Raw genomic sequence first — 19,383 nt, forward strand, 5'->3', positions numbered from 1 at the left:
GAGCATAGTCGAGATTGGTGCAGATCACTTCTGATATTGAACTGTCAGGAGCTGGCTGCACAACAGCCATTACGCCCAATCAACTGGTGCAGTCGTCTTCTGAAAATGACATTTGGTATCTCTCATAAACGGATGTTTTTGAGAGAACTATCTTCGGCCTTCACACGCACGAAAGGCGGCGAAGCTCCGCCGTTAATCCGTCCGCCGGAGATCTCGCCCAGGCAGGCTGAAGGCCGAGCAAGCCTGACAGGCCCGAAAAGCCCGGCACGGGCGTCGGCGGCGATGACGGCGGCGGCATTATCCAGGGTTGATGATGGAAGTGGAGGATATCGACAACCTCTCGCGCAACCAAGACATCGCGGTCGGACTGCAAGTGATCTTGAAGCCACGGGCCCGTCCCACCCCGACATGGACCTCGATGCCCGAACGGACGTTAGATTTCGAGTTCTAGGCGTTCTGCGATGAAGGTTGGATCCCAGCCGGGATTGAAAGTGTCGACGTGGGTGAATCCGAGCCGCTCGTATAGGCCACGCAGGTTCGGGTGGCAGTCGAGCCGCAGCTTGGCGCACCCCTGCGTTCGCGCGGCATGGCGGCAAGCCTCGATCAGCGCGGAGCTGACACCCCGGCCCGCATGTGTCCGTCGCACCGCGAGCTTGTGCAGATATGCGGCCTCCCCCTTGAGGGCGTCGGGCCAGAACTCGGGATCCTCGGCCGACAAGGTGCAACAGCCGACGATGCCGTCGCTGCAACTCGCGACTAGGAGCTCGGATCTCAGGACGAAGGTCTCCGCGAATGTCCGGTCGATCCGCGCGACGTCCCAGGCGGGCGTTCCCTTGGCGGACATCCACGCCGCAGCGTCGTGCATCAGCCGCACAACCTCGTCGATATCACCCGAGCAGGCGACCCGAACGTTCGGAGGCTCCTCGCTGTCCATTCGCTCCCCTGGCGCGGTATGAACCGCCGCCTCATAGTGCAGTTTGATCCTGACGAGCCCAGCATGTCTGCGCCCACCTTCGCGGAACCTGACCAGGGTCCGCTAGCGGGCGGCCGGAAGGTGAATGCTAGGCATGATCTAACCCTCGGTCTCTGGCGTCGCGACTGCGAAATTTCGCGAGGGTTTCCGAGAAGGTGATTGCGCTTCGCAGATCTCCAGGCGCGTGGGTGCGGACGTAGTCAGCGCCATTGCCGATCGCGTGAAGTTCCGCCGCAAGGCTCGCTGGACCCAGATCCTTTACAGGAAGGCCAACGGTGGCGCCCAAGAAGGATTTCCGCGACACCGAGACCAATAGCGGAAGCCCCAACGCCGACTTCAGCTTTTGAAGGTTCGACAGCACGTGCAGCGATGTTTCCGGTGCGGGGCTCAAGAAAAATCCCATCCCCGGATCGAGGATGAGCCGGTCGGCAGCGACCCCGCTCCGTCGCAAGGCGGAAACCCGCGCCTCGAAGAACCGCACAATCTCGTCGAGCGCGTCTTCGGGTCGAAGGTGACCGGTGCGGGTGGCGATGCCATCCCGCTGCGCTGAGTGCATAACCACCAGCCTGCAGTCCGCCTCAGCAATATCGGGATAGAGCGCAGGGTCAGGAAATCCTTGGATATCGTTCAGGTAGCCCACGCCGCGCTTGAGCGCATAGCGCTGGGTTTCCGGTTGGAAGCTGTCGATTGAAACACGGTGCATCTGATCGGACAGGGCGTCTAAGAGCGGCGCAATACGTCTGATCTCATCGGCCGGCGATACAGGCCTCGCGTCCGGATGGCTGGCGGCCGGTCCGACATCCACGACGTCTGATCCGACTCGCAGCATTTCGATCGCCGCGGTGACAGCGCCGGCGGGGTCTAGCCGCCGGCTCTCATCGAAGAAGGAGTCCTCGGTGAGATTCAGAATGCCGAACACCGTCACCATGGCGTCGGCCTCCGCAGCGACTTCCACGATGGGGATCGGGCGAGCAAAAAGGCAGCAATTATGAGCCCCATACCTACAAAGCCCCACGCATCAAGCTTTTGCCCATGAAGCAACCAGGCAATGGCTGTAATTATGACGACGCCGAGTCCCGACCAGACTGCATAAGCAACACCGACAGGGATGGATTTCAGAACCAGAGAAAGAAAATAAAATGCGATGCCATAACCGATTATGACAACGGCGGAAGGGGCAAGCTTAGTAAAGCCCTCGCTAGATTTTAATGCGGATGTTGCGATTACTTCGCCAACTATTGCGATAACAAGAAAAAGCCAGCCTTTCATGATATATCTCCCAATTTGTGTAGGGCTTATTATGCACGCTTAAAAATAATAAAAGCAGACTTGACCTGATAGTTTGGCTGTGAGCAATTATGTGCTTAGTGCATCTAACACCTGAGTTAAGCCGCGCCGCGAAGCGGCGTCGGCTTGGACGAATTGTTAGGCCGCATATCGCGACCTGAAAGCGGCACGCAAGACCTCAACCTTTTCCGCCCCGAGTGAGGTGCATGCGAGCCTGTAGGACTCTATGTGCTTTGTAGGCCAGTCCACTGGTGGTACTTCATCGGCATAGTAAAAGTAATCCCAGATGATCGCCTCCCAGCTGTTACAACGGACTGGCCGCCCGGCGATGACGCCCTCAGCCGCCTCTGGGCACGAGCCCTGCGGAGCCTCCGCGATTTCATACGCTTCGTCTGCCCACCAAGCAGGTTCGCAGTCAAGTAACTCATCCCCGATCTCCGCTAAGAATCCATAGTCCAACTCCTCCATGACGCGCCCGCCGAGCATTTCAACTATTGCCTCGAGCTCGCCGCGCCTCTCGCCGGGAAACGTCAGATCAATATCATCGTGCTTGCGTGTTACACGCCCTAGCCGTGCATCGATCGCCCAGCCCCCACCGATCCAGAGCGGCAGATTTCGCTCATCTGCCGCAGCTAGAATTTTGTGTATCAATGTGACCTGCGTTGTGTCCATGCGGCCTAACTTTGTTTTAGGGCGACTGCCCTGCTGCGTAACATCGTTGCTGCTCCATAACATCAAACATCGACCCACGGCGTAACGCGCTTGCTGCTTGGATGCCCGAGGCATAGACTGTACAAAAAAACAGTCATAACAAGCCATGAAAACCGCCACTGCGCCGTTACCACCGCTGCGTTCGGTCAAGGTTCTGGACCAGTTGCGTGAGCGCATACGCTACTGCCTTCATCCGTTTCCACGGTGTGCGTCACCCGGCAACCTTGGGCAGCAGCGAAGTCGAGGCATTTCTGTCCTGGCTGGCGAACGAGCGCAAGGTTTCGGTCTCCACGCATCGTCAGGCATTGGCGGCCTTGCTGTTCTTCTACGGCAAGGTGCTGTGCACGGATCTGCCCTGGCTTCAGGAGATCGGAAGACCTCGGCCGTCGCGGCGCTTGCCGGTGGTGCTGACCCCGGATGAAGTGGTTCGCATCCTCGGTTTTCTGGAAGGCGAGCATCGTTTGTTCGCCCAGCTTCTGTATGGAACGGGCATGCGGATCAGTGAGGGTTTGCAACTGCGGGTCAAGGATCTGGATTTCGATCACGGCACGATCATCGTGCGGGAGGGCAAGGGCTCCAAGGATCGGGCCTTGATGTTACCCGAGAGCTTGGCACCCAGCCTGCGCGAGCAGCTGTCGCGTGCACGGGCATGGTGGCTGAAGGACCAGGCCGAGGGCCGCAGCGGCGTTGCGCTTCCCGACGCCCTTGAGCGGAAGTATCCGCGCGCCGGGCATTCCTGGCCGTGGTTCTGGGTTTTTGCGCAGCACACGCATTCGACCGATCCACGGAGCGGTGTCGTGCGTCGCCATCACATGTATGACCAGACCTTTCAGCGCGCCTTCAAACGTGCCGTAGAACAAGCAGGCATCACGAAGCCCGCCACACCGCACACCCTCCGCCACTCGTTCGCGACGGCCTTGCTCCGCAGCGGTTACGACATTCGAACCGTGCAGGATCTGCTCGGCCATTCCGACGTCTCTACGACGATGATTTACACGCATGTGCTGAAAGTTGGCGGTGCCGGAGTGCGCTCACCGCTTGATGCGCTGCCGCCCCTCACTAGTGAGAGGTAGGGCAGCGCAAGTCAATCCTGGCGGATTCACTACCCCTGCGCGAAGGCCATCGGTGCCGCATCGAACGGCCGGTTGCGGAAAGTCCTCCCTGCGTCCGCTGATGGCCGGCAGCAGCCCGTCGTTGCCTGATGGATCCAACCCCTCCGCTGCTATAGTGCAGTCGGCTTCTGACGTTCAGTGCAGCCGTCTTCTGAAAACGACAGTAGCCCGACAGGCTCATTTATCAAATCTCGATCTATATGCGCCTAGCTCAAAACACCAGCCTTAAAGAGCCTTTTCAAGACAGTTTCAGCGCGATGGACTCGGGGGCAGGGAAGGGCTATTATCACTAGGTATTACCATGTGATAAGAGGCCCACTATGGCAACGTCTCTCAAGATCGACGACACGCTGAAAGGTCGCGTCCAGCACCTCGCCAGCCAGCGCCGCCGCTCGCCCCACTGGATCATGCTCGAAGCGATCCAGCAGTACGTCGAGCGCGAAGAAGCCCGCGAGAGCTTCAAGCAGGAAGCCTTGGCGTCCTGGGCGGCCTACAAGGAAACCGGCCGCCACCTGACCGGCCAGGAAGTTCGCACCTGGTTGAACACCTGGGGCACCAATGACGAAAGGGCGGTGCCTGAGTGCCACAAGTAATCGTCACCGAAGGCGCGGCGGAAGGCTTGGAACGATGCCGGCGGTTCCTGGCCGTCAAGGCACCGGACGCCGCCAGGCGTGCCGGCCAGGCCATCGAGCGGCAATTCCTGCTGCTGGAGACGGCCCCGGACATTGGCCGGCCGTTCCCTGAAATGCCCGAGCTGCGCGAGCTGGTGATTGCCTTCGGGGATTCCGGCTATGTGGCCCTGTACCGCCACGAACCGGCCGACGATGCGGTGTATGTTCTGGCCTTCCGGCACCAGAAAGAGGCGGGCTACTGATGACCACCAAGACCGTGAGCGCCGCCGTACCGGCGGCCGTGAAGGCCGAAGCTGCCGCTATCTCAGCCGCGCACGGCATGAGCATGGCCGCGCTGCTGCGCGAGCTGCTGGCCCGCGTAGCCGCCCGCGATGCTGAAACGCTGGCCTGGCTCGATAAGGCCCGCCGATGACCGACCCGAAGAACCTGGAAAGCTGGCTGCATGAGAAAGCTGGCCCGGCCTATGACGCATTGAAGGCCGACCCGGCCCGCGCCGTCACGGCTGACCAGGTGCGCTACACGCTCGATGAGCTGCTAGCCGAAGCCGAAGCATCCGGCCAGTATCCATTGCCGCCTGAGCAACGCGAATGGGTGGATGCCCCGGCCGTTGGCCGTGAGCTGCTGCCCGAGGACTTGCAAACCGCCGAAGCTATAGCCGCGTTCCAGGCCCACGCCGAAGCCAGCGGCGACCTGGACTATATCGAGCACGCCCGCGAGGTAGCGGCACGTGCTCGAACCATGCACGGCATCGCGTCGTGACGGTACCGTTTCCCTGGGGCTTTTCCCGGAAACGAGGTACGCACAATGACTGCGATCTGGATGTTTGAGAGCGGGCGACTGGAAGCCCGCAACGAGGCCGGCGAACTTCTGCGCTGGTGGTTGGCCGACGAGGCGATGGGCGGGCCGCTTGCCGCCTTGTTGAACCAGGCGCATAGCCTGAGCCGGTTGCTTCTCTGGCCGTTGTTGGACGCCAAGGAAGGGCAGAACGAACCGGCATAGAAGAGCAATGGCCAGCATCGCCATTTCTGACGGTGCTGCAGGCCGCTCCCTGCTTGACCATATCCTCTTAATGTGGTTAAATTAATTTAATTTAACAGCATGGAGGCCAAAGATGGCACGCCAAAAGAACCACATCCTGCACGCGCTTGAATCAATCGCCAAGGCGCATAAGGACTTGGAAAAGACCGTCGCAACGCACGGGAAAATCATCGAGAGCCAAGGCCAAGACATCGCGGCCCTCGAAACCAAAGTCATGGAACTGCGCAACAGCGCCATCCAAGCCGAGATCGCAAACGGCGCTGCAACAAAGGCCGTTGCCGAAAAGTACGGCGTCAGCTCAGCCCGTGTATCCCAAATTGCACCCCGCCGCTCTTACAACTAAGGGAACACGATGACCTACGCCATTGCTTTCGATCTTGATACAGAAACACTCAAACAGTCTTACCCCAATCCGTCCTGGAACAACGCTTACGGGGACATTCGCAAAACGCTAGAACCTCTCGGGTTCTCTTGGCAACAGGGAAGCGTCTACTTCGGCGATGAACGCATCAATGCAGTTCAGTGTGTCTTGGCCGCACAGCAACTCAGTACGACTTACACATGGTTCAAAGCCTCTGTGCGTGACATTAGGATGCTCCGTATCGAAGAAATGAACGACCTTGCACCTGCGCTATAAGTGGGCATTGAAACAACAAGGGCGGCCAATGGCCGCCCTTGTTGTTTCTGGTTGAGCCTACGCGGTAAGTGACTGCCGCACCGCGTCCAGGGCCTGGCGGAAGTCGTCCCGCGTGGCCTGGCCCGTCTCGGCCTGGTAGTACAGCACCATGAACATATTGGCGACGGCTTCCGCCATCGGCGAGAGCTGCCGCGCCGCCTCTTGGTCGATCCAGTCCAGGGCCGCGAGCTGCGCGGCCGCATGATGAACTGCCTGGGTTGCGATTGCATTGGTAGGATTCAAAGTTGCCATGATTCACCTCTGTGGTAGGTGGGTTGTGGAAGTGTCGGCCGGCCCCACGCCGGCCGGCGCGCTTTACCGCTGGCCGCTGCTGTAGATGCCGGCGGCCTCTGCCAGCGGCGTGTTCCTGTTGCTGCCGCTGTAGCTGTTGCTCGATGACCTGGCCGCCGGCCTGGTGGCCTCGATGGCAGACGGGGCAGGGCGATCAACGAAGGCCGCCACTTCCGCCGCCGCATCAAGCTCGGTTGATTGGTCGCCAGGCTGCTCAAACTCCACCGCCGGCCGCTGCACCTGGTCGAGCGCCAGGCAGTCGAAAAAGCCACTACGTTTCATGGTCACGCCTCCGATTTACCGTGCTCGCGGTTGGCGAACGCGGCCACTTCGTCATCAGGATCGGCAGCAGCCGAATCGGCCCCTGCCAGGTTGTTGCCGCCGAATGTCGGCACCGCCTCGACAGCGGCGGCCTGGTCACTCTCCGCACTCGCCCTGATAGCCGCCGCGATCTTCCCGCCGGTGGTGTCAGCGATGCGTTCGGCGGCGGCGTCGCGCATGCTGGCGGCCTTGGCCTTCGCAACCTCGCCGACGCCTTGCATCAGGTTCGCGCCGGCGTCGGCCGTCACGCGGCCCGCCGTGCCAAGCGCCGATGCGGCCGAGGCCAGCAAGCCGGGGCCGGTGCTGCCTGGTGCTGCCTGCTGGCCGCCTTGCTGGGCTTTCTTGCTGCCGGCTTCGTCGCCACCCTTCGAGCTGGAACCTCCACCCGATTTACCGGGCTGTTGCCCATTGCTTCCACCCGAGCCGCTGGCACCGCTGCCCGAGCTGCTGCCGAAACCGGCGGCCTGTGCAAGTGGTGTAGTGGTGCCCGCTCCTGAGCTTGACCCGCCACCAAAGCCAGCAGCTTGCGCAAACGAGCCTGCATCGCTGCCGGAGTCGGAGCCACCGCCGAGCATGGGCATTCCGCCCGACTCGCCGCCGGCGCTCGATCCCGCTTTCTCGAACGCTGCTTTGATGGCCGACATGCCGCCGGCGGCCGAGGCTGCACCACCCATCACGGCCGCGCCGGCCACGCTTGCCGCACCGGCGGCCATGCTCGCCGCGCCCATAGCCGCACCGATGGCAGCACCTGCACCGAAGTTGCCGATGCCACCAGCGCCACCGATACCCGAGCCGGTGATGATGCCGGCGACAAGCGGCGGCACGCGATTGACCAGCATGAGCAACGCCACGCAGAAAACCAGCATCACGCCCAGCTCTTCAAAGTTCAGCGTGCCGGTGTTCATCCTGGCGTAGAAGCTGGAAAGCAGGTCGTTCCCGATGCCGACCAGGAGCACCATCGTCATGATCTGCACGGCCACGCCCAACACGGTCTTGTAGTAGTTGATCGCCATGTCGGACGTCCAACGGCTTCCGCCGAAGCCGAGGAAGAAGATGCCGGCGTACATCAGCAGCCAGCCCGAGACGAGCAGCAACAGCATGTTTATGGCAACGACAGCCAGCAAGATCAGGATGCCGAGGCTCAAGGCCACGCCGATGAAGCTATCCACGGGCGACCAGATCGACGAGTTGCTGAATGCCTGCTTCAAGATCATGAAGCCGATATCCACGATGCCCGAGGGTGTCACCGATGCCACCCCGGACGCCTGCTCACCGATCCGGGCCAATGACTGGATGATCGAGTTGGCGAAGGCCGGGCCGTTGCGCAGCAGCCAGAGGAAGAAGCCAAAGAACAGGATGAAGCGGATGAACTCGGCGAAGAACTCGCCAATGTCGGCCTTGCGCAGCGCCATGAAGCCGAACGTGAAAACCAGCGAGATCGTGCCCAGCGTCCAGAACAGGAACATCGCGGCATTCATCACCACCGTCTGCCAGGACGTGGCCCGCGTGGCGAACTCCGTCACCACCTGGTCAAGCATCCCTTGGTTGGTGAGCTGGGCCGATGCGGCGGTGGAGTAAAGCGCGAGGGTGACGCCGATCAGCGCCGCCTTGTGCAGTGCTTTCATGGCTTCGCCTCCTGGTCTTTCGGGTCGGCCAGTTCGAGCCAGTTCATGGGCTTCTCGGTCGGCGCGATGCCGCCGGCGGCCGGCGACCGACGCGAGCACAGCCCGGCGAATTTCTCGCGCGTGGCCCTGTCCTCGATCTTCTTGATCGCCTCGATCTGGCAATTGGTGTCATTGACCTCGGGCATGGGCGGGATGGCCGGCTTGTTGTCGCAGCCAGCCACCAGCACCACCACGAGGCCGGCAAGCAGCATCGTTTTCTTCATGGTGCAGGGCCTCCGTCAGCGGGTCAGTTCGAGCCAGTTTCTCGGGCTTGCCGTGCGCTCGATCCTGGATTCCCTGGAAGTCGCGCCGGCGGCCTGCTGCTGCGCCTCAAGGTCGGCCTGCGCCTGCATCCTGGCGGTCGCGGCGTTCTGCTGCGCGATCAGCAGGCCACGGATTTGCAGAAGCTGGTTTGCTTGGTTGGCAGCGAGCTGATTGGCGAAGCCGATGGCCTGCATCTGCCCGGTCGCTCCCTGCGCAGCGGACTGGAGCCGTTCGAGCTGGCGAGCGTCGGCGGTCAGGTTGCGCTGCTGCTGCTCCAGACCCTTGAACAGCGCGTCGTTCGCCTTCTTCTGGCTCTCGCTCGCCAGGCGGCGGTTTTGCTCCATCGCGGCGCGCTCGGCATCCGAGCACCCGGCGGCCGAGAAGCACGGCGAGCTGCGGTAGTAGCTCACGTCCTGGAACTTGCCCAGGTAGGCGTCGAGACTGCCGAGCTGGTTCCTGTAGTAGTCCAGCGTGTTGACGGCATTCATCAGCCCGTTGATGGTGGACTGCGCCTGATCCCAGATGTAGGCCGCTGGGGCCATCGTGTTTTGCAGCATGTTCTCGTACTGCTGCAATTGGGTCTGGTACTGCTCGATCTGCTTGAGCGTCTGCGCCACTGACTCGATGGCCGTCATGACGTTCTGCACCAGGTTCCCGCCGTCGATGACGGGAATGCCGGCCTGCGCCGGGGTGATGATGATGCTGCCGGCCAGGGCAGCGGCGAGCGCGGTTTTAGCCGCTAAAAGGCGGACGTGTTTCATGGTCGAGTACCTCGATGTGATGAGCGGCTGCGCTGCGCCGGCCTGCTGCCTTTTCGGCAAACTGGCGGCGTTGGGCCATCACAGAGACAACACGCCGAATCGTTGTCCCGGTACCCGACCTGAGCGACACCGTTGCGCCCGGCCATTTTTGTTGAACATCGGTGTAAGCTAACTAGCTGCTATATAGCTTCTAGCTTCTAACTCGGATGCTAATCGAACATCCGAGAATTCGCAAGCGTCATCGCCCGCGCTTCTTGCCCTCCTGGCGTTTCGCCTTCTTGGCTTCCATCTGCGCCCGTAGCCGCGCCTCGCGCTGTTCCAGCTCGGACAGCGCGGGCCTGGCCGGCTGCTGCACTTTGGCCGGCGGCGGTGTCGGGGTGGCCTGGGTCGGCGCTTGTGCCGGCCGCTGGGCTTCGCCCTCGATGTGCAGCCCGTCGAGCTGGCCCAACGTGCGCAGGCCGTGCCGGCGATGTGGCGGCGGCTCCTGGCCGACAGGGGGCACACCTGGCCGGCGCTTGGCCTGGGCCTTGGTGGCCTCGGCCTGCCGCCGGCTTTCCAGTGCCGGATCGGCGAAGGTGATGGGGAGCTGGGCATCGACGGCCGCCCGGATCACGGCGGCCTTGAACTCCACGCTGCCGCTGACAGTGATGCGCTCGCCGTAGCGTTCCATTGCCAGGCGCAGCGCCGCCGCCACGCCGGCGCGGTCGGCCTGGCTGGACACGGCCAGGCGCTCGCCGTCATCGCGCACGGCCGAGCTGCCGGCGCGGTAGATGATCGTGCCCTTCTTCGTGATGCTGTCGATCACCGGGGCATGGCCGGGCTTCGCCTGGCCGTCGCCCTGGATGGTGTCGCCCTTGAGGCCCTGGGCCGCCTCGCGGGCGCGTAGCGCATCGAGCGCCTGGCCGTCGCCGGCCGTTGCCTGCTGCTTGAGCCAGTCGGCCCACGGCCGCCGGCGGTGCTCGTTGTAGATCGCCGCCCGCTCCTGGTCGTGGCGCTTGTGGATCGCATCCAGGTCGGCCCGCAGCGCGGCGCTGGCCTGGGCATACAGCAGCTTCTTGGTCAGCCGGCCATCGGTCAGGTGCTTGATGGCCGCCCGCCGGGTGGCCGCCGCCTTCTTGGCGTGCTCGATGGCCCGATCCTTCCGGCGCTTCGCCTCGGCCAGCACGCCGGCCCTGGCGGCCGTGAGGGTCTGCTGTGCGCCCTTGTACCGGGCGTAAAGCTCGGTCGTGTCCAGGCCGCCGCGCAGACGCATCGGCCGGCCCTTCTGGTAGTTGCGCTGTGCCGGCGCGGCCTGGCGCTCGGGCGACGCCTCGAACGTGCCAAGCCGCTTTTCCAGGGCGGGCTTGGACAGGTCGCGGGCCAAGGTGCTGGCCTTGATGATCGTGCCGTCGCCGGCCTCGATGACTAGGCCGTTACCGCGTGCGCGCAGCGCCAGGCCGTTATCGCGCATGACCTGGTGCAGCTCGGCCCAGCTCGCCGCGCCCTTGATCTCGTCCAGGCACTCGCGCTTGATCCAGCCGACCAGGCTTTCCACGCCGGCGTGCTGTTCCAGGTCGCCGGCCCTGGCGGCCGCGCCGCGCTGGCGTGGTTCGTGGTTGTCCCGCTCCAGGCCGTAGTCGCGTTCCAGGGTCGCGCAGAGGTCAGCCAGCGCCCGATGCGAGTAGTACGGCTCCTGCATCGTGCCCCTGGTCGGGTGAATCTTGTTGATGGCGATGTGGATGTGCAGGTTGTCGGTGTCGTTATGCACGGCGCTGACGCGCTGATGCTCGCCCAGGCCCAGCCCGTCGCAGATGCGGGCCTCGATCTGCCGCAGGGTATCGGCGCTCGGCTGCTCGCCGGCGCGAAAGCTGACGATCAGGTGATAGGTCTTGTCACCCTTAGCCCGCGTGTTGGCCTGCTGGGTCGCCAGCACCTCGGTGATGGCATCGCGCACGGTGTCGGCGGCGCAGTTCGTGACCTGCACCTGGCCCAGCCGGTGGTCTTTGCTCTGCGCGTCGGTGACGTACCGCACCAGGCCGGCGAAGTCGGACTTGCCCAGCGAGCGCATGGGCACGTGCTTGGCGATCACGATTGCCCGCCTCGCGGCCGCACCACGCTTTCCGCGATGGTGCTGATCTTGTCCTGGGTTGCCTCGATCCGGGCCAGCAGCGCCCGGATGGTGTCATCGCCGAAGCGAGCCGTGCGCGGGTCGTCGGTCAGCCAGAGCTTGAGCAGGCCACCCAGCCGGCCGAGGTCGCCATTCACGCGCACCAGGTCGCGCACGTTCTCGAAGTCGGTCACGCCTTTGACCTGGTAGCCCTGGCCGACCGCCAGCAGGTAGGCGGACGTGCTCATGCCGGCGGCTTGGGCGTTGGCCTCGATGGCGGCCCGTTCGTCCGGCAGGCAATAGACCTTGATGGGCGTACTGCCCTTCCTCGTTACCTTGTTCTCGTTGGCCTCCATCTTGGCGTCCTCTGTCGTTGCCGGCGGCCGCCGGCTGGCCCCGCAGGGCAGGATGCCCCGTTGAGCGCCGCAGGCGCGAATAAGGGGAAGTGAAGAGGATCACCATGCTTGCATGGTGGGCCTACTTCACACATCCTGCCCTCTATTCAGCATTGCATTAGATAAGGAAACTATACAGCGGTTCAGTAGGATTGCATTGTTTTTCGCAAGGAAAATGGTGTATTGGCGTGCAGTAGGGCAAAATGCAATGGAATCCACGAACAAACAACGATTTACTACCAATTTCCACGCAGTTTCCTACTGCTTTACACGCATTAGACCGCACACATTTCATGAACTGGAATGATTCCGATGGGAACCCGATACACCGATGAACTTGCTGCCTGGGCCAATCAGAAGGCCGAGAAGAAGCGCCGCCAGGACACGGCGGCAGTAGCGTTTCTGGCGGTGCGCGGGGATGTGGTCGAGGCAATGGAAGCCGGTTACGCGCTGACGACGATCTACGATCACATGCACGAAACCGGCCGGGTGAAAACCAGCTATGAGACGTTCCGCCGGCACGTCCAGCGGTTCATCAAGGCAGCGCCGGCCGACACCGCGCCGCCGACACCGAAGGCCGCCACCAGGTCGGCCAGCGACTCGCCGACCACCGTTCCAGCCGTCACGCCAAAGCCGGCCGTACCAGCTCCGGCCAGCCCTGCCAGCGAGCAAGCCGGGAAGATTCCCAGCTTCAATTTCAACCCAACGCTGAACAAAGAGGACTTGCTGTAAGCCGCCCCTGATGGGTGGATGAACGCCAAAGGGAGACAGTCGGCCGGCCCCTCAAGTGTCAATAACCCCATGACGTGAAATCGCCCCCCCCTGCGCCTCCCACCGGCCAACAGATCAGGACGGCCAAACCTGGCCGCTAGAGGCAGGCCCGCGCCCCTCAAGTGTCAATATCCGGGCCTCCCCCTGAGTTCGTGAAATCGCCCCCCCCTGGGGGCCGGTCACTCGCCGCCTGGCTTCTTCCTGGTCGCGGGCTTCGCCTCGGCCGCCGGCGGTGTGATGCGGGCCAACAGCGCGGCCGATTGCTCCTTGAGCGTGTCGAGCTGCCCGGCCAGGCGAGCGGCTTCTTCGCGTGCCTGTGCAGCCGCCTTCGTGGCCTGGTCGCGCTCGGCCTGGGCGGCGGTGAGGCGTTCGGCCATGCGGTGCGCCTCGCCCGCTGCGGTCTTGCGCTGTTCTTGGTGCGCTTCCTCGTTGGCCTCGGCCTTGGCCTGCACCTTCACCAGCTCGGCGCGCACCTGGTCGAGTTGAGCGGCGGCCGCCTGGCTGGCCTTCTGCTGTTCGGCCAGTGCCCCGCGTGCCTGGTCGGCGTCCTGGTGCGCCCTGTCCAGTTCCGTGCGCAGCTCGTCGGCCCGGCGCTCGATCTCCTGGGCGCGGGCCTCGGCGGTGTGCGCCTGTTCCTGTGCTGCGCCCAGCTCTTGACGAACGGCGGCAAGTTCCTGGGCCAGCTTTTCGGTGGCGGCCTTCTCGGCGGCCAGCTCGGCCGTGGTCGCGTCCAACTCGCCGGCCTGGCGCTCGAAAGCCTCGGCCAGCTCCTGCCGCATCGCGTCCAGCTCGGCCCGCTCGGTTTCCCATGCGGCCTGTGCGCTGCGTAGGGATTCGTTCGCCAGCTCCTGGGCCTGCTGCCAGATCGTCGCCACGGCGGCGCTGCTGGCCTGCTGCACAACCTCCGGCACCGCCACGGCCACCGGGGCGGCCTGGGCAGTCTGCGCCCTGCGCCATTCCTTCATCACGGCACTGGCTGCATTCATATCCACGCGGGCGGCCCGGCGCACCGCATCGACCGTGGGCATCGTCTCGCGGCCCGACTGCTCGAAAAGATCAGTGGCGGCGGCAATGATGCGCTCGCGCACGTCGGCGGGGATTTGGGGGGCTTGCGGTGTCATGGCATCGGCTCCGGTGGATAAGATAATAAGAATAATATTCTTATTCTTATTATTATGCAAGCCATTATTTTCCGCATGGCCTGGGTCATCCCGGCCGGGAGCGCGTCGGGGGTCGAAATTCGGGCCTGGGCGGGCCGTGGCGGCGTTTTCCGGGGTTGGCGGCACCTATCCCCTACCCTCGCCCGGTTTCGGGCGTCCTGGGGTCGATTCAGAAAACGGAATTTAAAGCACGCTAAGGAATGCTCGATCCAGCAACGGCGCGGCTTTGCGTGTGGCGTCTGCCGCTGGAAGCGGCGTTTCGGCTGTTCTCGAAACTCGGCAGTCTCGGCGGCTCGATTCGAGAGCGGTTTTCGAGAACGGGACGGACAAGGCCAGCACTGGCGCGGCCCGCATTCTCACGGTGGCTTCTTGAAAATGATCGTTTGCGAGAGCGGTGGCCATGCCAATGGCTTAACGTACTTTATTTTCCGTTTTCTGAGACGTCCCCGTCCTGGGCGTTTCTACGCGGCCGATCTCCGGCGCAAACGAAAAAAGCCAGACCACGGCCGGCCTGGCTTTCCCTTGGCGTCAGATTTAGCGGCTAAAAATCAGGTCGCGGCCTGTAGGCGCTTCACGGCTGAAACGAAGTCCAGGCGCAGCAGGTGCATGGCAAGGTCGATGGCACCACCGCCGCCCTTCTCTGCGCGGGTGTCGTACCACTTCGGCCCGGTCGCCAGCAGCTCCACGCCACCGCCACCCAGCGCGACATTCACCCGCACCGTGGCCTTGTCCTTGATCGGTTTGAAATCCGGGTCGTGCTTCCAGTAGAGGCCCAAGAGATCGAGCGCGGCCGTTACCTGCATCGCGTGCAGGTGCGCCAACAACTCAGGCGGGAAAGCTCGACGGGCGCGGCTCATGACAACACCCCGGCGAGCTGGACGAAGGGGCCGCCCTGCGGGCGGCGGGCTACTCCGGGCCTTCGGCCCCTCCGCGCCGTTCCGGCGCTGCGCGGCCCGTGGATAACTTGCAAGCAAGTTACCCACCGCCCTTGCCGGCTACTCGCGTTATATGAACGCAGGGGGCTACTCGCGTTATATGAACGCAGGGGGCTACTCGCGTTATATGAACGCAGGGGGCTACTCGCGTTATATGAACGCAGGGGGCTACTCCGGCCTACGGCCGAGGCGGACAAGCCGCTAGGCTTCGCCATTAGTAATACGCACGGACTTGTCTCAAGCATCGTAGCCGCCCTCGTCACTTCCGGCGATGCTGGCCAGGTCGCCCGCCAGGGCCTGTAATACGCACGAACCTGTCTCACTGTCCGGCACGGTCGGCTTGCCGGCGCGATACCAGCTCGCCCGGCTCATGCCGAGGGCTTCCCAAGGCTTCTGCCGGCTCAAGGAGCGGCTTTCGTAGGTTTGCCGATCTACCGCCCCAGCGGCCCGCCGGCGGGCCGCTTCGCGCTCCCTGTGGCGTTCAGCGGCCATGCCCGCACTGATAAGCGTGCGGAGCTTGCGCTGCTCGTCGTCGGTGATCTGGAACAGGCTGATGAGGGTGTCGTTCTTGGGCGTGTAGAGCGGTGCGAACTCGCGGCCGCCAAGCGTCACCTTCTCGCCGGCCTCGTAGGCTTTCGCCTTGGCGTACAACGTCATCAGCTCCTTGGAGCGATACGACCAGGCCGGATCAAGCTCGCCGGCCAGCGCGGCCGCTTCGTGGTACATCTGCCCGCTGTGCGTGGCACCGGACAGCAGCAGGAAATTGAGACGCCAGAAAAGATGCTGCATCCGCTCGCCTTCCCTGACGCCGCCGCGCAGCTCGCCCAGCTTGCGCAAGTCCTCCAGGCGATCCCATGCGAGCTGCCGGCCGGAGAAGCCGCGCAGGTTGTCGGCTTTGCCGCCTGGCACTAGCTTGAGCTGCCGGCGTTCGGCACGGTCGCGGCGTTGCTGCTCGATGTCCCAGCGGGCCACCGGCAGCAGCATTTCAGCCAGGTACTCGAAACCGTAGCGGACGGGCTGGCCGTCCTGGCCGTGCTCGACATGCACCACGCGGCACACGTCGCCGCTCTTGGTATTCACGGTGCTGACCAGGCGCAGCACGCGGCTTGCGTCCTTGGCCTGGGGGTCGGCGCCGAGGCCGGACAGGCGATCGACAAGATACCGCTGGCAGGCGTTCCAGCGCGGCAGCGCCTGACGCGGCAAGGTGCCGTCCAGCAGCCACTTGGCTTGTATGCCGCGGCCGCTATAGACCAGCAGCGAGGGCGTGGGGATGCCTTCCTGGGCGCAGTGGTACAGCACGGCGGCCGCCAGTTGCTCCGGCGTCCTGCCGGCGGCCCACGGCTGCCGGTAGGTGTCCAGGTCGGCGAACAGCAGCCCGACACGCGCAAGATTCACCACGCGGCGATTAGGGCGCATGAACTCTGCCTGCGTCAGCCAGGTGTCGCGGGTCTGATCGACCATGCCCAAGATCGTGGGCATGTCTGTGAGCCTGTATGAATCCTGCCGCTTGTCCTTCCCTACCGCGACCAGGAGCGAGAAAAAGCCCGTCCTGGCCGTGTCATGGTAGGTGCCGGCCTCGTCGGCCGGCTCGAACAAGGCAAGTTGCGCTTGTCCTGCCATAACCCCTTCCCGCACGGAATCCGCGCGTGACTCTTGCCATTGAAGGGGTCAGGCCGTAGAATGAGGTTTAGCTAAACAGTCGTTCCTCATTCATCGGCTGTCGTGTCTGCCAGCTCGCCAAAGCTGATAGGCCCGGAACCCCCGCCAAAGCCCCGTCGCCAAACGGGGCTTTTGCATTTTTACGGCTCGATGCCGGTGCCACCCAGCAGCTCGCCACCTTTGCGGGTCAGCGTCTTGGGCTTCCACCCGGCCACGTCCGCCTCGAAGCGGTAGATGCCGTGCTGGATCAGCAACGACGCCGCCGCGTCAATCGTGCGGAAGTAGCGGGGGCCACCCCGATACTGCCCAAGGATGCGATTTTCTCCGCCGATCCGAAGCGCCAGAACCAGGCCCTTCTCTGCAACGGTGACAGTCGCACCCTGTACGCCACCCACCAAAACGACCTCCTTAAACGCGGTCGGATTGATGACAGCCTTTGAATCAAACGTAATCATGCCCCACCTTCGCAGCAGTGTCCAGCATTAACGAAAAATGCAGGTGTCGGTTTTCGATTATGTAGCTGCTACCTAGCAGCAAACTAGCTGCTAGATTGTTCGTAGTGGTCAAGGGCTTTTTCCAGTACCTCGACCAGCAGCACACCTTCACGCTGCGCCAGGGCGCGAATGCGGGCATCCCATTCCGGCGTCACCCGCGTGGCGAACTGCACCGTGCGGTTCGTCTTGCGGGCGCTCCGGCCGTCGATCTTCTTGGCCGCCGGTGCTTGCGGTGGTGGGTTGGCGGCGGTCGGCCTGGCTACCGGCGCAACCTCCGGCGCGGTCAGGTTCGTGCTGGCCTCGTCCAGCGTTGGCGGTGCGCCCAGCTCGTCGCGCCGGCCTTTCAGTTTCTTGAGCTTGGATACGTCAGCCATTTGTCACCCGGTCGATGAGCGATTGAATGAGTGTGTCGGCCCGCTCGTTCAGGCCCGCAAAGCGGGTTTCCGTGATGCTGTGGCCGGTGTTTTGCGCCTGGCGGTAGGCCGGCCGGTCGCGCAAGCTCCCATCCAGGACGGTGTAGCCGGCCTGCTGCAAATAGACCCGCGCCGCGACCTCTTCCGCCGGCGTGCCGATGCGGTTGAGGGCGAACGCTAGGCGGTCGTTCGGGACACCGGCCTTTGTCAGCGCGTGGAACTCGCGCACGGCCGGAATGAGGTCATCCCTCGATGCGCCGGACGGCTGGACGATCAAATCGGCAGCGCGGGCTATGTCGAGCGTCGCCGAGCTGGTGCGGGCCGGCCCGTCGATGATGAGAAGGTCGTAGCCCTTGGCCGCTTCCAGGGCCTGCGCGGCCGTGGCGAACGCCTCGACGGACACCACGGGTTCAATGCCCTGAGAAAGCCGCAGGCGGTGCCAATCGACAGCAGTTCCCTGCTGTGTATCCAGGTCTGCTACCTTCACGCGCAAGCCGCCGGCGGCCGCTTCGCGTGCAAGGGCACGCGCCAGGGTGGATTTCCCTACGCCGCCCTTCTGTGAGACGAATGCGACAATCGCCGCCATAATTTAGCCCCTATCTAGCTGCTAGGTAGCAGCGATTATAAGATAGAAGCTAGATACAAGATAGTAGCTAGATAGATTTTAGCCGCTAAAGTTTGCGCCGCCGCGCCCGCTCGGCGTCTGCCAGGTCGCCGGGCCACGTCGCCAGCTCGTCATCGGTGAGGGCCGCCAGGATTTGCGGCAGGTTTTGGGTTCGGTACGGGGGCATCGGCAGATCGGCGACTGGGCCTTCATCGTCCAGAAAAGCCGGCTCGGGCAGCTCGGCCGCGCCCTGCTCCACGTCGGCCGCCGCGCCGGCGTCGGCCTCGGTCAATGCGTCCTCCACGAAAGCGCCATGCCTGGCCGCCTCGGCCCGGCTCATGTCACGGCTGGCCCAAATCCGTTTGACCTGGGCCACGCTGCACCCGGCCAGCTTGGCAGTCTCCGCGATGCTCTGGCCGATGCTGCGCAACGCGATCACCTGGGCGCGCAGCTTCGGATCGGCCCGCCGGCCCTTGTAGCGGCCGTCCCGCTTCGCCAGCTCGATGCCCTGGCGCTGCCGCTCGCGCCTGTCCTCGTAGTCGTCGCGGGCCATCTGTAGGGCCAGCTTCAAAAGCATGTCCTGGACGGATTCCAGGACGATCTTGGCGACGCCCTGGGCCTCGGCCGCCAGGTCGGATAGATCGACCACGCCAGGGACGGCCAGGCGCGCACCCTTGGCCCGGATCGAGGCCACCAGGCGCTCGGCCTCGGGCAAGGGTAGGCGGCTGATGCGGTCGATCTTCTCGGCAATGACCACCTCGCCCGGTTGCAGGTCGGCCACCATGCGCAGCAGCTCGGGCCGGTCAGCGCGTGCGCCGCTGGCTTTCTCGCGGTAGATGCCGGCGACGTAGTACCCGGCGGCCTTCGCGGCCGTGATGATCCCTTCCTGGCGTTCAAGGTCTTGCGCGTCGGTGCTGACGCGCAGATAGACCCGCGCCACCATCGGCGCGGCTGCTGGCTTCGTCCTGCTCATGCTGGCTCCTTTGGGCATACCTGAATGCGCCTATCGTAGCTGTCATTTTCAGAAGACGACTGCACCAGTTGATTGGGCGTAATGGCTGTTGTGCAGCCAGCTCCTGACAGTTCAATATCAGAAGTGATCTGCACCAATCTCGACTATGCTCAATACTCGTGTG

General features: G+C 63.6%; 25 protein-coding genes and 2 pseudogenes. 9 read left to right on the forward strand and 18 right to left on the reverse strand.

Features of this window, described 5'->3' with window-relative positions; genetic code table 11:
* Nucleotides 1-433 precede the first annotated feature (433 nt).
* The 4 genes from ACVOLQ_RS19995 to aadB all read right to left on the reverse strand — a co-directional run bounded on the left by ACVOLQ_RS19995 (nt 434) and on the right by aadB (nt 2,932).
* On the reverse strand, nt 434-934 hold the full coding sequence (locus ACVOLQ_RS19995; RefSeq protein ID WP_000376623.1) for a GNAT family N-acetyltransferase: 501 nt from the start codon (nt 932-934) through the stop codon (nt 434-436).
* 127 nt (nt 935-1,061) lie between these two features.
* Nucleotides 1,062-1,901 (reverse strand): sulfonamide-resistant dihydropteroate synthase Sul1, encoded by an 840-nt coding sequence (sul1, locus tag ACVOLQ_RS20000; protein ID WP_000259031.1) that lies wholly within the window; start codon nt 1,899-1,901, stop codon nt 1,062-1,064.
* Nucleotides 1,895-2,242, reverse strand: a complete 348-nt coding sequence (locus ACVOLQ_RS20005) for a quaternary ammonium compound efflux SMR transporter QacE delta 1 (RefSeq protein ID WP_000679427.1) — start codon at nt 2,240-2,242, stop codon at nt 1,895-1,897. Before ACVOLQ_RS20005 ends, sul1 begins: the two co-directional genes overlap by 7 nt.
* 156 nt (nt 2,243-2,398) lie before the next feature.
* Complete coding sequence (aadB, locus tag ACVOLQ_RS20010) at nt 2,399-2,932, reverse strand: aminoglycoside nucleotidyltransferase ANT(2'')-Ia (protein ID WP_000381802.1); 534 nt, start codon at nt 2,930-2,932, stop codon at nt 2,399-2,401.
* Nucleotides 2,933-3,077: 145 nt separating this feature from the next.
* Here aadB and ACVOLQ_RS20015 point away from each other — a divergent pair.
* The 8 genes and pseudogenes from ACVOLQ_RS20015 (at nt 3,078) to ACVOLQ_RS20050 (ending at nt 6,390) form a co-directional block, all read left to right on the forward strand.
* Nucleotides 3,078-4,044: pseudogene (locus ACVOLQ_RS20015) on the forward strand (integron integrase).
* Nucleotides 4,045-4,403: 359 nt separating this feature from the next.
* Nucleotides 4,404-4,676 carry a CopG family ribbon-helix-helix protein gene (locus ACVOLQ_RS20020; RefSeq protein WP_054471486.1) on the forward strand — a complete coding sequence of 91 codons (273 nt, stop codon included), beginning with the start codon at nt 4,404-4,406 and terminating at the stop codon, nt 4,674-4,676.
* Nucleotides 4,664-4,957, forward strand: a complete 294-nt coding sequence (locus ACVOLQ_RS20025; protein ID WP_054471487.1) for a type II toxin-antitoxin system RelE/ParE family toxin — start codon at nt 4,664-4,666, stop codon at nt 4,955-4,957. The genes ACVOLQ_RS20020 and ACVOLQ_RS20025 overlap by 13 nt, the downstream gene beginning before the upstream one ends.
* Entirely contained in the window at nt 4,957-5,127 is a 171-nt protein-coding gene (locus tag ACVOLQ_RS20030; protein WP_178383513.1) for a hypothetical protein, read from the forward strand. The genes ACVOLQ_RS20025 and ACVOLQ_RS20030 overlap by 1 nt, the downstream gene beginning before the upstream one ends.
* On the forward strand, nt 5,124-5,474 hold the full coding sequence (locus ACVOLQ_RS20035; RefSeq protein WP_083563935.1) for a helix-turn-helix domain-containing protein: 351 nt from the start codon (nt 5,124-5,126) through the stop codon (nt 5,472-5,474). Before ACVOLQ_RS20030 ends, ACVOLQ_RS20035 begins: the two co-directional genes overlap by 4 nt.
* A 45-nt stretch (nt 5,475-5,519) precedes the next feature.
* Nucleotides 5,520-5,714: a hypothetical protein gene (locus ACVOLQ_RS20040; RefSeq protein WP_083563937.1), complete on the forward strand. Its 195-nt coding sequence runs from the start codon at nt 5,520-5,522 to the stop codon at nt 5,712-5,714.
* A gap of 112 nt (nt 5,715-5,826) precedes the next feature.
* Nucleotides 5,827-6,096 carry a hypothetical protein gene (locus tag ACVOLQ_RS20045; RefSeq protein WP_083563939.1) on the forward strand — a complete coding sequence of 90 codons (270 nt, stop codon included), beginning with the start codon at nt 5,827-5,829 and terminating at the stop codon, nt 6,094-6,096.
* 9 nt (nt 6,097-6,105) lie between these two features.
* Nucleotides 6,106-6,390 (forward strand): virulence factor, encoded by a 285-nt coding sequence (locus ACVOLQ_RS20050; protein ID WP_083563940.1) that lies wholly within the window; start codon nt 6,106-6,108, stop codon nt 6,388-6,390.
* Between the two features lie 57 nt (nt 6,391-6,447).
* On the opposite strand, the gene ACVOLQ_RS20055 is transcribed toward ACVOLQ_RS20050, so the two are convergent.
* The 7 genes from ACVOLQ_RS20055 to traJ all read right to left on the reverse strand — a co-directional run bounded on the left by ACVOLQ_RS20055 (nt 6,448) and on the right by traJ (nt 12,172).
* A complete protein-coding gene (locus tag ACVOLQ_RS20055; protein WP_011997484.1) occupies nt 6,448-6,681 on the reverse strand; it encodes a type I toxin-antitoxin system ptaRNA1 family toxin in 234 nt (77 codons plus the stop codon).
* A 63-nt stretch (nt 6,682-6,744) separates the two neighbouring features.
* Nucleotides 6,745-7,002, reverse strand: a complete 258-nt coding sequence (locus tag ACVOLQ_RS20060) for a hypothetical protein (RefSeq protein ID WP_083563941.1) — start codon at nt 7,000-7,002, stop codon at nt 6,745-6,747.
* Nucleotides 7,003-7,004: 2 nt separating this feature from the next.
* Nucleotides 7,005-8,666, reverse strand: a complete 1,662-nt coding sequence (trbL, locus tag ACVOLQ_RS20065; protein ID WP_083563943.1) for a P-type conjugative transfer protein TrbL — start codon at nt 8,664-8,666, stop codon at nt 7,005-7,007.
* Nucleotides 8,663-8,929, reverse strand: coding sequence for an entry exclusion lipoprotein TrbK (trbK, locus tag ACVOLQ_RS20070; protein WP_011997486.1), 267 nt, complete (start codon nt 8,927-8,929; stop codon nt 8,663-8,665). The genes trbL and trbK overlap by 4 nt, the downstream gene beginning before the upstream one ends.
* Before the next feature lie 15 nt (nt 8,930-8,944).
* A complete protein-coding gene (gene trbJ, locus ACVOLQ_RS20075) occupies nt 8,945-9,730 on the reverse strand; it encodes a P-type conjugative transfer protein TrbJ (protein WP_083563945.1) in 786 nt (261 codons plus the stop codon).
* A gap of 238 nt (nt 9,731-9,968) precedes the next feature.
* Complete coding sequence (traI, locus tag ACVOLQ_RS20080; protein ID WP_083563946.1) at nt 9,969-11,798, reverse strand: TraI/MobA(P) family conjugative relaxase; 1,830 nt, start codon at nt 11,796-11,798, stop codon at nt 9,969-9,971.
* Nucleotides 11,795-12,172 (reverse strand): conjugal transfer transcriptional regulator TraJ, encoded by a 378-nt coding sequence (traJ, locus tag ACVOLQ_RS20085; protein ID WP_054471493.1) that lies wholly within the window; start codon nt 12,170-12,172, stop codon nt 11,795-11,797. The genes traI and traJ overlap by 4 nt, the downstream gene beginning before the upstream one ends.
* Nucleotides 12,173-12,523: 351 nt before the next feature.
* Between traJ and ACVOLQ_RS20090 the strand changes: the two genes are divergently transcribed.
* Entirely contained in the window at nt 12,524-12,943 is a 420-nt protein-coding gene (locus tag ACVOLQ_RS20090) for a TraK family protein (protein ID WP_083563950.1), read from the forward strand.
* 218 nt (nt 12,944-13,161) lie between these two features.
* Here ACVOLQ_RS20090 and ACVOLQ_RS20095 read toward each other — a convergent pair whose 3' ends face one another.
* The 7 genes and pseudogenes from ACVOLQ_RS20095 to ACVOLQ_RS20125 all read right to left on the reverse strand — a co-directional run.
* Nucleotides 13,162-14,103 carry a DNA-binding protein gene (locus ACVOLQ_RS20095; protein ID WP_073665304.1) on the reverse strand — a complete coding sequence of 314 codons (942 nt, stop codon included), beginning with the start codon at nt 14,101-14,103 and terminating at the stop codon, nt 13,162-13,164.
* 587 nt (nt 14,104-14,690) lie between these two features.
* A complete protein-coding gene (locus ACVOLQ_RS20100; protein WP_083563947.1) occupies nt 14,691-14,999 on the reverse strand; it encodes a hypothetical protein in 309 nt (102 codons plus the stop codon).
* A gap of 315 nt (nt 15,000-15,314) precedes the next feature.
* Entirely contained in the window at nt 15,315-16,697 is a 1,383-nt protein-coding gene (locus ACVOLQ_RS20105) for a replication protein (RefSeq protein ID WP_083563948.1), read from the reverse strand.
* Between the two features lie 179 nt (nt 16,698-16,876).
* Nucleotides 16,877-17,191 (reverse strand): ParC family partition-associated protein, encoded by a 315-nt coding sequence (gene parC, locus ACVOLQ_RS20110; protein WP_011997474.1) that lies wholly within the window; start codon nt 17,189-17,191, stop codon nt 16,877-16,879.
* An 83-nt stretch (nt 17,192-17,274) separates the two neighbouring features.
* Nucleotides 17,275-17,604: a hypothetical protein gene (locus ACVOLQ_RS20115; RefSeq protein ID WP_083563949.1), complete on the reverse strand. Its 330-nt coding sequence runs from the start codon at nt 17,602-17,604 to the stop codon at nt 17,275-17,277.
* Complete coding sequence (locus ACVOLQ_RS20120; RefSeq protein ID WP_007966093.1) at nt 17,597-18,229, reverse strand: ParA family protein; 633 nt, start codon at nt 18,227-18,229, stop codon at nt 17,597-17,599. Before ACVOLQ_RS20120 ends, ACVOLQ_RS20115 begins: the two co-directional genes overlap by 8 nt.
* A gap of 358 nt (nt 18,230-18,587) precedes the next feature.
* Nucleotides 18,588-19,220, reverse strand: a pseudogene (locus tag ACVOLQ_RS20125) (recombinase family protein); the annotation flags it as partial.
* Nucleotides 19,221-19,383: the final 163 nt, after the last annotated feature.

It is taken from the genome of Stenotrophomonas sp. STEN031 (genome assembly GCF_056759975.1).

What these genes read in the sequence shown, in the direction of transcription:
- ACVOLQ_RS19995 (WP_000376623.1), bottom strand. Translation starts at nt 934, where the DNA reads ATGGACAGCGAGGAGCCTCCGAACGTTCGGGTCGCCTGCTCGGGTGAT.
- sul1 (WP_000259031.1), bottom strand. Translation starts at nt 1,901, where the DNA reads ATGGTGACGGTGTTCGGCATTCTGAATCTCACCGAGGACTCCTTCTTC.
- ACVOLQ_RS20005 (WP_000679427.1), bottom strand. Translation starts at nt 2,242, where the DNA reads ATGAAAGGCTGGCTTTTTCTTGTTATCGCAATAGTTGGCGAAGTAATC.
- aadB (WP_000381802.1), bottom strand. Translation starts at nt 2,932, where the DNA reads ATGGACACAACGCAGGTCACATTGATACACAAAATTCTAGCTGCGGCA.
- ACVOLQ_RS20020 (WP_054471486.1), top strand. Translation starts at nt 4,404, where the DNA reads ATGGCAACGTCTCTCAAGATCGACGACACGCTGAAAGGTCGCGTCCAG.
- ACVOLQ_RS20030 (WP_178383513.1), top strand. Translation starts at nt 4,957, where the DNA reads ATGACCACCAAGACCGTGAGCGCCGCCGTACCGGCGGCCGTGAAGGCC.
- ACVOLQ_RS20035 (WP_083563935.1), top strand. Translation starts at nt 5,124, where the DNA reads ATGACCGACCCGAAGAACCTGGAAAGCTGGCTGCATGAGAAAGCTGGC.
- ACVOLQ_RS20040 (WP_083563937.1), top strand. Translation starts at nt 5,520, where the DNA reads ATGACTGCGATCTGGATGTTTGAGAGCGGGCGACTGGAAGCCCGCAAC.
- ACVOLQ_RS20045 (WP_083563939.1), top strand. Translation starts at nt 5,827, where the DNA reads ATGGCACGCCAAAAGAACCACATCCTGCACGCGCTTGAATCAATCGCC.
- ACVOLQ_RS20050 (WP_083563940.1), top strand. Translation starts at nt 6,106, where the DNA reads ATGACCTACGCCATTGCTTTCGATCTTGATACAGAAACACTCAAACAG.
- ACVOLQ_RS20055 (WP_011997484.1), bottom strand. Translation starts at nt 6,681, where the DNA reads ATGGCAACTTTGAATCCTACCAATGCAATCGCAACCCAGGCAGTTCAT.
- ACVOLQ_RS20060 (WP_083563941.1), bottom strand. Translation starts at nt 7,002, where the DNA reads ATGAAACGTAGTGGCTTTTTCGACTGCCTGGCGCTCGACCAGGTGCAG.
- trbL (WP_083563943.1), bottom strand. Translation starts at nt 8,666, where the DNA reads ATGAAAGCACTGCACAAGGCGGCGCTGATCGGCGTCACCCTCGCGCTT.
- trbK (WP_011997486.1), bottom strand. Translation starts at nt 8,929, where the DNA reads ATGAAGAAAACGATGCTGCTTGCCGGCCTCGTGGTGGTGCTGGTGGCT.
- trbJ (WP_083563945.1), bottom strand. Translation starts at nt 9,730, where the DNA reads ATGAAACACGTCCGCCTTTTAGCGGCTAAAACCGCGCTCGCCGCTGCC.
- traJ (WP_054471493.1), bottom strand. Translation starts at nt 12,172, where the DNA reads ATGGAGGCCAACGAGAACAAGGTAACGAGGAAGGGCAGTACGCCCATC.
- ACVOLQ_RS20090 (WP_083563950.1), top strand. Translation starts at nt 12,524, where the DNA reads ATGGGAACCCGATACACCGATGAACTTGCTGCCTGGGCCAATCAGAAG.
- ACVOLQ_RS20095 (WP_073665304.1), bottom strand. Translation starts at nt 14,103, where the DNA reads ATGACACCGCAAGCCCCCCAAATCCCCGCCGACGTGCGCGAGCGCATC.
- ACVOLQ_RS20100 (WP_083563947.1), bottom strand. Translation starts at nt 14,999, where the DNA reads ATGAGCCGCGCCCGTCGAGCTTTCCCGCCTGAGTTGTTGGCGCACCTG.
- ACVOLQ_RS20105 (WP_083563948.1), bottom strand. Translation starts at nt 16,697, where the DNA reads ATGGCAGGACAAGCGCAACTTGCCTTGTTCGAGCCGGCCGACGAGGCC.
- parC (WP_011997474.1), bottom strand. Translation starts at nt 17,191, where the DNA reads ATGATTACGTTTGATTCAAAGGCTGTCATCAATCCGACCGCGTTTAAG.
- ACVOLQ_RS20115 (WP_083563949.1), bottom strand. Translation starts at nt 17,604, where the DNA reads ATGGCTGACGTATCCAAGCTCAAGAAACTGAAAGGCCGGCGCGACGAG.
- ACVOLQ_RS20120 (WP_007966093.1), bottom strand. Translation starts at nt 18,229, where the DNA reads ATGGCGGCGATTGTCGCATTCGTCTCACAGAAGGGCGGCGTAGGGAAA.